Raw genomic sequence first — 13,339 nt, 5'->3', positions numbered from 1 at the left:
GTTATTTCACTCATTTCTACATTAAATTACTTCGTAATAATCTGTTATTGATTTAATAACTCACCTTCAACTAAGCGATACAAACTGTATCTCTTAATTAAATGTAATTGCACTCTCAATCTCACTCTCACTCTCACATTCATTAATCAGAATTTAAGTTAGTTAAGAAGGCTTTACGCAAACTTAATCACCGGCTAAATAGGTCGGTAACTCATTATATCTCTCTAATGTTAATAACCAAATATGACTTAAGGGGATAAAAAATAGCTGCTGTGAATGGCATCGGTCTGGGTATACATTGTCCATTTTTATATAAAAAAACTGTCTTAAGAGAAATTCTACAGATAAAAAACATTAGAGGGTACTTGATCTTTCTTGCTCAAAGCAGCGTACATAATCCTATACAAATTAGGAGTGATTATGGATACTTTGGCATTAGATCTGGCACGGTTTCAATTTGCATTTACTGTGTCTTTCCACATTATATTCCCATCATTTACTATCGGGCTTGCGTCCTATTTAGCTGTATTAGAAGGTCTATGGCTGAAGACCAACGATGACAAATACATTCAAATCTATAAGTATTGGTTAAAAATATTCTCTGTTACTTTTGGTATGGGTGTGGTTAGTGGGATCGTACTCAGTTATCAGTTTGGGACTAACTGGAGTGTATTCTCCGATAAAACTGGTCCCATCCTTGGGCCACTAATGGGATATGAAATTTTAACTGCATTTTTCCTAGAAGCAGGATTTCTTGGGGTGATGTTGTTTGGTATGAAAAAAGTGGGGAGGAAACTACATTTCTCAGCTACTTGTGTTGTTGCTTTTGGTACTTTTCTTTCGGCCTTTTGGATATTGTCGGTTAACAGTTGGATGCAAACACCTGCTGGATATTCGATCAATGAAGCAGGGCAATTTATTCCAGAAGATTGGTTAGCGATTATTTTTAATCCCTCATTTCCATACCGCCTGGTGCATATGTTATTGGCGTCTTATCTGACGACTGCCTTTGTGGTTGCAGCAGTAGCGGGATACCACCTAATTAAAGCAAATCACAATCCTCTAGCCAAAACTATGTTTTCAATGGCGTTGTGGATGATTGTGGTTGTAGCGCCATTGCAAATTATTGTTGGTGATTTTCATGGATTAAATACAATGCAACATCAACCTGCAAAAATAGCCGCGATGGAAGGACATTATGATTCTCACGATGGCGCTCCTCTGATCCTTTTCGGCATTCCTGATGATCAAGCAAAAGAGATGAAATATCAGCTAGCTATTCCTAAGTTAGGTAGCCTTATTTTAACGCATGAACTTAACGGCAGAGTGCAAGGCCTTGATGCTTTTCCTGAAGCTGATCATCCACCCGTTTCGATTGTTTTTTGGAGCTTCAGGGTAATGGTGGGTATCGGTTTTGGTATGTTGACGATTGGTCTTGTCAGTTTATGGCTTCGTAAAAAAAGTAAGCTTTATCAAACACCATTATTTCATAAAGTCTGTGTTTTATTCGGCCCCGCTGGTTTTGTTGCTTTAATCTCAGGTTGGATAACCACTGAAGTGGGCAGGCAACCATTTACCGTTTATGGATTATTAAGAACTGCTGACTCAGCGTCACCAATAGACGCAGTTGCAATAAGTTGGTCTTTAACCGCATTTGTTGTTGTTTATTTGTGCGTTTTTGGTGCAGGGTTCTTTTATATCATTCGTTTAATGCAAAAGTCGCCTACGCGTTATGAACAAGCATTAGAGGCTCGACTTCCTGATGGTGCTGAAGTGCCACCTGCTTCACATCCGAACAGATTACCTTAGGGGAAATATATGGATTACGCTTTAATTTGGTACGGGTTGATTGGTTTTGCCGTATTAATTTATGTTGTGCTAGATGGATTTGATTTGGGGATAGGCATTCTTTTTCCCAAAGCTTCCAATGAAGCAGAACGAGATTTAATGATGAATAGCATTGCACCTGTTTGGGATGGTAATGAAACTTGGCTAGTGCTGGGGGGAGGTGGGTTATTTGCTGTATTTCCACTTGCTTATTCGATTGTGATGCCTGCGCTTTATGCACCGTTAATTATTATGTTGCTGGGGTTGGTATTACGTGGTGTTTCATTTGAATATCGATTTAGAACTAAACGTGGAAAGTTTGTTTGGTCTATCGCATTCTTTGCAGGATCGATTGCCGCTGCTGCAACTCAAGGGATCATGCTAGGTGCCATGTTACAAGGTATCGAAGTCGATGGTAGAAGTTATGCGGGAGGTTGGTTTGATTGGTTCACACCGTTTACTCTATTCTGTGGTTTTGCAACTATTTGTGCCTACGCGTTACTAGGTGCGTGTTGGTTAGTGATCAAGTTACCTCAGGAGTTAGCTGATAGATATTATGATGTGGCTAAGCATTGGGGAGTAGCTTTGGTACTTTGCATTGTTGTTGTTAGTGCTTGGTTACCATTAACTCATGAAATTGTTTCCGAGCGATGGTTTAACTTACACAATTCGATGCTTTATTTTATGGTGCCGATATTAGCTGTGGTATGTACTTGGCAATTATTTAAATCCTTAAACAATCATCAAGCAGTGCGGGCATACTTGTTTGGCATTGGTTTATTTATTGTTTCTGCATTAGGGTTTTCTGTTAGTACCTTCCCCTATATTGTGCCTTTTGCTGTTACTTATGCTGACGCTGCTGCACCAGATAGTAGCTTAAAGTTTTTGCTCACTGGAACGGTATTTTTATTACCCATGGTGATTGCGTACAGCGGTTATGCTTATTGGGTATTCAGAGGTAAATTAAAACACGACGAGGGGTACCATTAATGAAGCAATCACTAAAGCAATGGGGATGGATGGTTATAATTTGGTTCGGCAGTGTACTTGCCTTGAGCGTATTCGCCTATTTACTGCGTTTTATCCTTAAGTGATGAATTAAAAAATTTAAGTTTTTAGATGAGTGAAAGTAGTGAGTTATGGCACTATCACTACCAACATTCCTATCACCACTATCTACTTACTGAACTTATTCATGTCTATATTCTTTAGCGTTTGCTGTGCTTACTTGTGCGGTGAATGCTAAATCATCGTTACCAACCATCACCTATTACTGATTTTTACTATTTGAATAGCGAATATCTATATAAAATAACCAAAAACCTTCCTTTAAAATAGTGGCTACTCTTAATCAACATTTACATCTACTTACCTATTCAACTATTTACCCAATCAACTATTTACTCATTGCGTTAAGTAATTGTTGAACAAAATTTAACTTCCCCATTCAATTTAATTGATATTGTTGTAACCGTTAAAATTAGGTTGAGACTTAGTATGGTAAAAGTCTATTAAATTATTTTATCTTTTAGTTGGTTGTTGATGGGTTTTTATATATTATTTATTTAATATTCAGTCAGATAGGTTTTCTTAGCTTATTAAATCGGGGGCTGTGGCAACATCAGCGTATCGTTAATATTTTTGATAATAGGCGAAGCAAACAATTGAAAGTTCTTTAAATATAATATCAATCACATTGAGTAAATTTTCTCATTAGTATGAGAGCTCTTACAATATTGATAACTATATTACCTAATAATTGTTACCTAATAATTAACTTCAATAACTCAAAGTTAACCACCTCAAAAGAGGTGCTTAATTTGCTTTGTTTCGTATATTATTATGTATATTATCTTTTCAACTCTATTGACTTGGATCTCGGCAATATTTTTATAATAGACTCCATTAAAAGGAAGCTAGACCTGTATGCCTATTAAATTAAAGCAGCGTACTTTAGAAGATAAAATTCTATTAGCCATTACTGCTGCTGCAACATTAGTCCTATTTCCTTTTCTTATCACAAGTCTTTTAGCGCACGATATCGCGCATATTGCTGTTGATATTGCAGCCGTTGGTGGTATTTTTTCTGTATTTCTCGGGGTGTGGTTTACCAGTAACATTAAGCTTTTTAGTGCTATATTCGCGGTTCTTGCACAAGTTACAATTTTAATTGGTATTTATGTAAAAGGGGCGGGGCTAATTTATTGGCTTTTCCCAATCATTATCGCCAGTTTTTATCTATTACCCATATTTGTTGCCAGTTTATTTAATCTACTTTTGATTACTGTCGCTTGTTTGTTTACCTATGATCAATTTGATAGTTTTACATTGTCTCGTATTGTTGGTGCATTTTTTGTTACCAATTTATTTTCTATGATTTTTTCAATGTTTATGCAAAATAAAAATAAGCAGTTATTAGAAAAAGACAAAATAAGCCAACTTCGCAATAATATTCTTGAGCTGATTGCTGGTTCAAGTAAGTTATCTAAAGTATTGCCTGCAGTGATACATTCTATTGAAAATGAATTACCAGGCACTATCTGCAGTATTTTATTGCTTGATAAAACAGGCAAACATTTAACCGTTGGTGCCGCCCCTAGTTTGCCTGACTTTTATACAGGTTTTATTGATGGTTTAGTGATTGGTGATGGAGTCGGTTCCAGTGGAACAGCTGCCTTTACAGGTAAAAGAGTGATTGTTTCTGATGTTGCTACACACCCTTATTGGTTTGCTTGGAAAGCGTTAGCTAAAAAAGCAAATTTAGCGTCATGTTGGTCTGAGCCGATTATTGGTAATCAAGGAAATATACTCGGTACTTTTTCTCTTTATCATCGTAAAATATCGACACCCAAGAGCAATGATTTTTTACTTATCGAACAATTTGTGAACCTTGCTCGGATTGCGATAGAACGGGAAAATGCAGATAAAATAATTTGGCAGCAAGCTAATTTTGATAGCTTGACTCATTTATCTAATCGGAATTTATTACATGAACATTTAACTAATGCGCTCAATAACGCCGAACGTGATAAAAAGCAAATCGCTATTGCAATGCTAGATCTTGATAAGTTTAAAGATATTAATGATTCCTTAGGACATGGTGTTGGTGATGCTGTTTTGGTTGAGTGTTCAAAGCGTATTAAGGCTTGTATTAGAAAAAATGATATTGCGGCGCGTTTAGGTGGCGATGAATTTATTATTGTTTTTGTGGGTACAACAACGGCAGAAGATATAGATAAAATTGCGCAAAAACTATCAAATACACTGGCTAAACCTTACCTTATTCAGGAAAAAAATATTTTTTGTACCGCGAGCATTGGCCTCGCATTTTATCCTAATGACGCCTTGTCTATTGATGCCTTATTGAGAAATGCAGACCAAGCAATGTATCGAGCTAAAACTCAAGGTCGCAATAGTGTTCATTATTTTACTGACAATATGCGTACAGACTTTATGAAGCGAATGGAGATCATTCAGGACCTACGCATTGCGGTAATGCAAAACCAGTTCTATATGGTGTATCAGCCCATTGTGAATTTGGAAAATAATAAAATCATTAAAGCAGAAGCCCTGATCCGTTGGCAGCATCCTGAGAAAGGTCTGATTTCACCCTTTGATTTTATTCCTATTGCAGAAGAAATCGGGGTCATTGTAGAAATTAGTCAATGGATATTTGAAGAAGTATCAGAGAAAACTAAGATTTGGCGAAATCAATACTGTAAGGATTTAACAATAAGTATTAATACTTCTCCTGTACAGTTTAAAAATGACGGTCAACAAATTAAATCTTGGGCAGAATCCCTAATTGCACGAGAAATACCTTGTGAAGCGATCGCTATAGAGATCACTGAAAACTTAGTAATGGAAAATCAAGCTGAAGTAGTTGACGTACTCGATACGATACGTGAGCACGGTATTGCTGTGTCCATTGACGATTTTGGTACGGGTTATTGTTCTTTTTCTTACCTTAAAAACTATGCCATTGATTATTTGAAAATTGATAAAAGCTTTGTGCAAAATATGTCAGCTGATAATAAAGATGTTGCATTATGTGAAGCTATTATAGTGATGGCAAAAAAACTGAATATTGAAGTAATAGCAGAAGGCATTGAAACAGAACAACAAAAGCAACTTTTGATAGACGCGGGTTGTCTGCTGGGACAAGGTTATTTATTAGCTAAACCTCTATCTCTGGAGGATTTTGAAAAGCTTCTGATCGAACAAAATAACGTTGTTTAACGTTTAATCGCCTTGCTAAAACTTAGTTAATTTAGTTTAAAAGCGGTAGGTTTTATCTAGTTTAGATAGAGTATGAAGGTTTAGGGTCTAGAGACGTAAGTTATAGGCAGTGCAATTTATAACTTGTTCAATATACAAATTGTTCAATTATAAAGTGTTAGTGTGCATCACTTTGATAACAGGCAACGAGTAGGCTGCCTGTTACTTTTTACTGCTATTATAACTATGAATATGATTAATTTTTTATTGTTTAAACCAATCGACATAAAAAGTAGGTTTGACAGCATACTCATTACATAAATCTTCAATACTTTGATGGTTGCTAATACTCTTCGCATGAATCCCGCTAGTGATGAATAAGCTACTGATATTTGCTGTATTTGCACCCGCTATATCATGTTCTAAACTATCACCCACTGCGATCGCATTTTCCCAGCCTCCCACCAACTCTTTACACATTCTATAAATTTCTTGTTGTGGTTTTCCGTGCCAGTGTACCGTTCCGCCCATTTTTTGGTAAGCACTCGCTATCGAACCTGGGCAAATCTTTAAGGTGCCATCGGGCTGCATAGCAACCAGATCTGGGTTACTCACCACTAATTCAAGGTTATGTTGATAAGCCCATTTTAAGTCATCTAAATAAGCCTCTAGACTACCTCGATCAACCCCGCAACATAATATAAAAGAAGCTTCCTCTCGTGTTGATTGAGTCAGACCACAATCTGCTAGTACACTATGGTTATTATCCCAAGAAAAATATAAAGCTTGGTTACCCAACTGTTTGAATTTACCTGAAGCAAAGTTATGGCGCATGTGATCACCAGAGGTGAGTACATCAAGATATAAATCACGGCTAATGCCTGACTCTTGTAAGCGGCTATAGGAGAACGTGCCAGTATTACCACTATTAGATAAGATAACGACTTTTTTGTTGTGTGCTTTTAAAAATTTTAATGCGGCAATAGCTTCTGGAAATGCATCTCCACCATTGTGCAGCACTCCCCATTGGTCAAGAATGAAGGTATCAAAACTATCAATTATATCTTTAAGGCCGTTAATTATTTTCACTAAATAGATTCCTTTTGTCGCGAGAGTAGTGGGGCCAATTTCAGCTCCTCTATTATACACACACTTCACAGTTGCTTGTAGAGGCTAACTTTTTGTATCTTCTTTGAATTTTCTATACCAATTGTTGATAATAAAAAAGATAAATATATTTTATGATTTTTATGGCACTTTATCTAAATTGCTGAACAACGTTGTGCTTTTTTAAAGTTAAGGGCTTAAAATGAAGCTCTTTGGTGTTAGATATTTTCTGATGGGAGCAACCATTTAACGCAATTTATACCTTAAATTGATTTATTTTTACTGCTTAATATTTGAACATATATTTGATGGGATTGGCATTATAAATAGCATTTTGATTACTCATTGTATTGATTTTTCAATAAGTGATGGCGTCATCCATCGCAGCCATCTTGTATTTTATGGGAAGAAACCTCATCAGTAACTAAAATGTGTTAAGGTAGTGCTACTGGTATACGAGTTAACAAGCATTTTAATCTTCCTTGACCAGTTCGAACGCTCCCCTAAGGCGTCTTCTCGAAACCTCGTGTTTGATCGGTGACCAGCTCACCCTCGGTTTTTTGTTTCTCACAACAAAGGCTGTCTTCACTACTGTACCATCGGTTAATTCAAATTTGGTGCATTTCACTGTGGAATTTCATTGCTGAATCGTTGTCGGTTCAACCTGTGCTATTCCCTGCTTTTAATCGTCGCTCGGGCTTCTTTCTCCTGACGGACGACACATCCCCTGTAAAAGGAATTTTTATGAGTTTTAGAGTTGCAATTTTAGGTGCTGGCCCCAGTGGTTTAGCACAATTACGTGCATTTGAAGCAGCCCGCGACGCCGGTGCTGATATCCCTGAGATTGTTTGTTATGAAAAACAAAGCGACTTGGGTGGCATGTGGAATTATACATGGCGCACAGGCTTGGATGCCTACGGTGAGCCAGTCCACGGCAGCATGTATCGTTATTTGTGGTCAAATGGCCCTAAAGAATGTTTAGAATTTGCGGATTATAGCTTCGAGGAGCATTTTGGTCGTCCTATCCCATCATATCCACCACGTGCAGTATTGCGTGATTACATCATGGGACGTATCGCTAAGAGTAATATGCGTCAATACATCCGCTTTAATACTGCGGTACATTGGGTGACACATGATGAAGCTAGCGATAAATTTTCAGTGACAGTAAGAGACCTCAAGAAAGACGAACTGAGTACGGAAGAATTTGATCATGTAATCGTTGCTACTGGGCACTTCTCAACGCCTAATACACCTTATTTTGAAGGCCTGGAGCAGTTCCCCGGTCGTGTCTTACATGCGCATGACTTTCGTGACGCTTGTGAATTTAAAGGTAAAGATTTGTTATTGGTTGGTAGTAGCTACTCGGCAGAAGATATCGGTACACAGTGTCATAAATACGGCGCTAAATCAGTTACTTTCAGTTATCGTTCTAACCCTATGGGTTTTGACTGGCCAGCATCTTTTAGCGAAGTTCCTTTGCTCACGGGCGTAACCGGTAAAACAGCTCACTTCAAGGACGGGACTAGCAAAGAGGTTGACGCTATTATTCTGTGTACGGGATATCAGCATTATTTCCCGTTCCTACCTAATGAACTAACGCTGACGACACATAACAGAATGTATCCAGAAGGTTTGTATAAAGGGATTGTTTCTCTAGCAAATCCGAAGTTGATATTTCTGGGTATGCAAGATCAGTACTATACCTTCAATATGTTCGATGCTCAGGCTTGGTATGCGCGTGATGTAATGCTTGGTCGCATTAAATTACCTGAAAGTGATGTAATGACAGCTGATACTAAAGAGTGGGTCAGCCGTGAGCTTAAGCTTGCTAATCCTACTGACGATATCGACTTTCAGGCTGCTTACATTGAAGATCTAATTGCACCGACTGATTACCCAGATTTTGATGTATCTGCTGTTGCTGAAACATTCAAAGAATGGGAACACGATAAAGAAGCCGATATTCTTGGTTATCGTAATAAGAGTTATCGTTCTACATTGACCGGAACACTAGCGCCTGTTCACCATACACCGTGGATGGAAGCGATGGACGATTCTCTAGAGACCTTCCTTTTTGAAGAGAAAAAGCAGCTTGTAAAGGAAATTTCATGAACCCAAGCTTGAATGAAGCCCGATCTCGTTTCACTGCGAGCAGTATACGTTGGGGTTTTATGTGGGCTTTGTGGGCTGCTGTACTGTGGGGAGCCTGGTATGTGCCGGGTTCTGCAGTCTGGTTTGAAGCTCCTTATGTTGACCTCAGCTACGATACTAATGCTGAGTTTCTATTAGCTGCGGCGGTGTTAACTACCTTTAATGCGATTATGGTGTTGTTGTTCCTGTTTGTTTGGAATACGGTATTGGGAAAATTAGGAGAGTATGTCCGTACCATTAAGCAGATGCGTCATATCTCCAAATGGTTCTTTATCGGGGCGATTTTTGGTGGTCCGATGGCTATTTTTGGTTCGTATCTGGCGATTGGTTATATCGGCGGGGCTTTTGCGGCCATTTCAGCACTGATGTATCCGATCATTGGTGCTAGCTTAGCTAGGCTCTGGTACAACGAAAAGATTACTCGTCGTGCGGCCGTGGGTATTTTCATCATTCTTGCTGGTGGTGTGACGGTATATGCTCCCGGTATTATTGCTGAAATTAATGGTACTGGCGACGCTGGATGGCTTGGTTATCTGGGTGGTGCAATGGCTGCGATAGGCTGGGGTGTTGAAGGTGCAATCGCAGGCCGTGGCTTAGATGTCGCTGATCCTGATGTAGGTATTACGGTGAGGTTTACGGCTGAAGTCCTTTATTGGGTTTTACTTATTTTACCAGGGATCTATTTCTTCACTGATCAACCCGTTGTAGAGCTAGTTATCGCTACATTTAACTGGGCGGCTATCGGTTGGCTGCTGTTGGCAGGTGTCACTTTTGCCTTCTGCTATGTCTCTTGGTATAAGTCGTTTCCATTGATAGGTGTCGGGCGTGGACAAGCAATTGCTGCATTGTATGGGCTTTTTGCCGTTATCTTTCTTGCTGCATTCACGCTTAAGTTTCCTGATTGGAATTTCTTGGCTGGTTTGTTTTTATTTGTTGGGGGCGGTTTTGTCATGTTTACGGAAAGTGACGATGTGCTGGAGGTCGTTCGTGCTGTATCGACAGAAGCGAAAGCTGATACTGGCAATACTAAGTCGATTAAATCGTAATAATTGGAGTACGTAATGAAAAGATTACATATGAAAGGGCGCATTCTACAATTGATTCATGAGCAGCTAGATATTGGTATTTGGGATTGGGAAGTGACTGACGCAGTGATGAAAGAATACGGTCTTAATGGTGCTTACTGGCGTGGTACTACACGCGTCACACTCGCTGATTTATTTTCCAGCGGTATCATTGAAAGTGTTGAAGAACAACTCGACGAACAAGCGTATTTTGGCGAAGGCCGAGTGTTATTTAAATTTAGACTTAACGACTTCGGTCGACAGCGTATGCGCGACACCGCATTAGCCTGAGAATGAGTACTAAGTTTATTTTTACTTTAAATAAGGAGATAGAATGTCTGATTTTTGGGGATTTCCGGGAGCTGATATACTTGCTGTTGCCGTTATTATTATACTTAGTGGCGTTGCTCTTTACCAGGCTCGCACCTTCGTAACTAAGCTTTAAACATACAGTGCTGGTTACCCTTTAAGGTTATCAGTACGAATTTTTAGCCGTTTTCCTGAGCTAACTTCATATAACCCGAGGTTAGCTCAGTCTTGACACTTAACTGCCCTTAGGTAGCTATTGCTACGATGATTTACCTGAACTATACCTTAATATTACCTTCATATTACCTTCATATATCCCCATTAAGTCCTCATATTTCCCATTAAGCAGAGTAATAGTATTTCAATAGGTTAAAGCTCAACCCTAAAATGCTAATAAATCGTTACTCTACACTTTTTTGTATTATCTACTCCTATCTATTGCACAGTCTTAGGCGCATACTGAATCGTTATGCATCAGCCTTACTGCTACTGTGTAACCTCAATCATTAGGTTAGCTCAAACTGACTCTAGTTTAGAGTCCATCTCCAAAAGGAAAGCATCATGAGTAAAGGCCAAGACAGTAAAAAAGCGACTAAAAAGAAACCCCTTTTAACAGCAAAAGAGAAGAAAGCGGCAAAAGCAGCTAAGAAACCCGTCAGTACTTCTTTAGTTCATTAAGCATTAAGTCGTCATCGTTTGTTCGGTGACTTTTTTGTTGTGTGTTTTTAAAAACTTTAATGCGGCAATAGCTTCTGAAAATGCACCTCCACCATTGTGCAGTACTCCCCATTGGTCAAGAATGAAGGTATCAAAACTATCAATTATATCTTCAAGGCCGTTAATTATTTTCACTAAATAGATTCCTTTTGTCGCGAGAGTAGTGGGGCCAATTTCAGCTGTTTATTATACCTGTTACCAATCAAAATGCATTGTTGGACTAAATACATTGTTCAGCTACAAGCTTAAACCTCAATAGGTCAGCACAAGTGCTAAAGTCTTTAGTTCTAGAGGAGGGCTGTGTTTATGCTGTCATGTTCAAATAGGTAATATTCAACGATGTAATATTCAGCTAGGTAATAGTTAACGTTATAGTGTTTAAATAATGAGGGCTTTGTATCTGTTACTTGAAAGGGGCGCCGAGAAACGTCCCTTTATCTTATTTGCGATTAGTCATTCACTTGTTAGTCTTTTATCAAGTAGACGATGAAGTGGCATGTATCTTATGTCGTTGTTATCTAATTTTTGTAGTGGTTATATAATCTTGAGTTCAAGTAATAAGCACAATGACATAAGCAAATTTATAAACACTATTACTGTTCCTTTTTATCGGTTTTTACGCCTAATAGAGTATAAGCTGGACACGTTTTTACTAATGCTGTTGCTATCAGTACAATTCCAATAGCTCCCCAGTAATTAACGCTGATAATACCCCATATAATAAGTGCTAAACCTAATATCATTCTTATGGTGCGATCCGTATTGCCGATGTTCTTGTTCATGAGAATACCTCCAGTTGTTTGCTCTTGAGGTATTATTGCGCTTCATTACCGGCGGGTATGTAACTATTGTCACATAGCTTTTACACTTATTTCAAATAGTTGTTTTAACAATGCTTTTCAAATAAAGCGGCAGATTTAATTGGGGAAATTACTTGAAGAAAAATCAGGATAAAAGCTGTTTACGTAAAACGATTTCACCTCGGTGTAACTCTATCAATTGCTTCTCTTCCAGCTTTTTAAGTAAGCGACTGATCACTTCTCTTGATGACGCGAGTTCTTGTGCAATTTCTTGGTGAGTTATTTTTAAGTGTGGTGCTTGGTTGTGTGCAGATAACCAATGTATCAATCGTGTTTGTAAGGAATCAAAGGCGAGTTCATCGACCTTTAAAATTAGGTCTGCCATGCGTTCGGTTAACATTTTAAAAATGAAAGCTTGCCATATAGGCTCTGTCGTTAACCAATGTTTTAATTGATTTTTGGAGATAACATAACCTTCTGAGTGAACTTGAGTGATTGCAATAGCGGGAAATGCTTTTTCATTGAATAGGCAAGATGTAGTTAATACACAGCTTTCACCAGCATGAACGTTGTAAAGTGTAATATGTCTGCCATCCTCTGCAATACGCATTACTTTCACTTTGCCTTTGGTTAATACCACAAGATTATCGCAATGATCACCTAAGCGACAGACGATTGTATTTTCTTTAATAGCTATCTTTTTGACGGATATTTGTTTGCTTAAAAAGTCGAGTATTGGTGATGTCAACGAAACGTCCTTACTACAAAGATAGGTTCTTTATTTATGTTATAACAATCATATTAATTAATGTAGGCAATTTTACTTGTTAAAGTGGCTTATTTCCTTGTTGCAATCTTCATAAATGCCACAAGCATTAAAGAATTTATAAATTAACTTCTTTAATGCTTGTTTACTGATCCAGAATTCACGTAGTTAATCGTTTTAAATGCATCAAGGTAGACCTTATTTTAATGTAAATTTGAATCTCAGTTTGAATTAAAAAAACATTTTTATTCACAATCTTCAGTTCTATTATGTACTACCAACACAGCTAAATAGCTGATCAATTTTGCTGGTTAAAATGTATTACTTCCGCTCATTTGTAATGCGTATACTTATTCACATACTTAATAGAGTTATTA

General features: G+C 37.9%; 11 protein-coding genes. 7 read left to right on the top strand and 4 right to left on the bottom strand.

The window, feature by feature from the left end; translation table 11 throughout:
- Nucleotides 1–420: 420 nt before the first annotated feature.
- The 4 genes from MT391_RS19825 (at nucleotide 421) to MT391_RS19810 (ending at nucleotide 6,066) form a co-directional block, all read left to right on the top strand.
- On the top strand, nucleotides 421–1,809 hold the full coding sequence (locus tag MT391_RS19825; RefSeq protein ID WP_499499756.1) for a cytochrome ubiquinol oxidase subunit I: 1,389 nt from the start codon (nucleotides 421–423) through the stop codon (nucleotides 1,807–1,809).
- A gap of 9 nt (nucleotides 1,810–1,818) precedes the next feature.
- Entirely contained in the window at nucleotides 1,819–2,817 is a 999-nt protein-coding gene (gene cydB / locus MT391_RS19820) for a cytochrome d ubiquinol oxidase subunit II (protein WP_499499754.1), read from the top strand.
- A complete protein-coding gene (locus MT391_RS19815) occupies nucleotides 2,817–2,921 on the top strand; it encodes a DUF2474 family protein (RefSeq protein ID WP_166370635.1) in 105 nt (34 codons plus the stop codon). The genes cydB and MT391_RS19815 overlap by 1 nt, the downstream gene beginning before the upstream one ends.
- An 832-nt stretch (nucleotides 2,922–3,753) precedes the next feature.
- A complete protein-coding gene (locus MT391_RS19810; protein ID WP_499499752.1) occupies nucleotides 3,754–6,066 on the top strand; it encodes a putative bifunctional diguanylate cyclase/phosphodiesterase in 2,313 nt (770 codons plus the stop codon).
- Between the two features lie 243 nt (nucleotides 6,067–6,309).
- On the opposite strand, the gene MT391_RS19805 is transcribed toward MT391_RS19810, so the two are convergent.
- Nucleotides 6,310–7,134, bottom strand: a complete 825-nt coding sequence (locus tag MT391_RS19805; protein ID WP_499499750.1) for a TIGR01459 family HAD-type hydrolase — start codon at nucleotides 7,132–7,134, stop codon at nucleotides 6,310–6,312.
- 762 nt (nucleotides 7,135–7,896) lie between these two features.
- On the opposite strand from MT391_RS19805, the gene MT391_RS19800 reads away from it, so the two are divergent.
- From MT391_RS19800 to MT391_RS19790, 3 genes are read left to right on the top strand one after another with little or no spacing between them, the layout of a single operon-like run.
- Nucleotides 7,897–9,267: a trimethylamine monooxygenase gene (locus MT391_RS19800; protein WP_166370633.1), complete on the top strand. Its 1,371-nt coding sequence runs from the start codon at nucleotides 7,897–7,899 to the stop codon at nucleotides 9,265–9,267.
- A complete protein-coding gene (locus MT391_RS19795) occupies nucleotides 9,264–10,352 on the top strand; it encodes a DMT family transporter (RefSeq protein WP_499499749.1) in 1,089 nt (362 codons plus the stop codon). The genes MT391_RS19800 and MT391_RS19795 overlap by 4 nt, the downstream gene beginning before the upstream one ends.
- A gap of 15 nt (nucleotides 10,353–10,367) precedes the next feature.
- Entirely contained in the window at nucleotides 10,368–10,661 is a 294-nt protein-coding gene (locus MT391_RS19790; RefSeq protein ID WP_166370629.1) for a hypothetical protein, read from the top strand.
- Nucleotides 10,662–11,360: 699 nt separating this feature from the next.
- Here the strand turns inward: MT391_RS19790 and MT391_RS19785 are convergent.
- The 3 genes from MT391_RS19785 to MT391_RS19775 form a co-directional block, all read right to left on the bottom strand.
- Entirely contained in the window at nucleotides 11,361–11,531 is a 171-nt protein-coding gene (locus MT391_RS19785) for a hypothetical protein (RefSeq protein WP_499499747.1), read from the bottom strand.
- Between the two features lie 458 nt (nucleotides 11,532–11,989).
- Nucleotides 11,990–12,178 carry a YgaP family membrane protein gene (locus MT391_RS19780; RefSeq protein WP_299665479.1) on the bottom strand — a complete coding sequence of 63 codons (189 nt, stop codon included), beginning with the start codon at nucleotides 12,176–12,178 and terminating at the stop codon, nucleotides 11,990–11,992.
- A gap of 163 nt (nucleotides 12,179–12,341) precedes the next feature.
- Nucleotides 12,342–12,944 (bottom strand): Crp/Fnr family transcriptional regulator, encoded by a 603-nt coding sequence (locus MT391_RS19775; RefSeq protein WP_499499745.1) that lies wholly within the window; start codon nucleotides 12,942–12,944, stop codon nucleotides 12,342–12,344.
- Nucleotides 12,945–13,339: the final 395 nt, after the last annotated feature.

The organism is Vibrio sp. 1-Bac 57, from assembly GCF_037546855.1.
In the GTDB taxonomy this organism is placed as follows: domain Bacteria; phylum Pseudomonadota; class Gammaproteobacteria; order Enterobacterales; family Psychromonadaceae; genus Psychromonas.
This window is presented reverse-complemented; position numbering and strand designations above follow the sequence as displayed.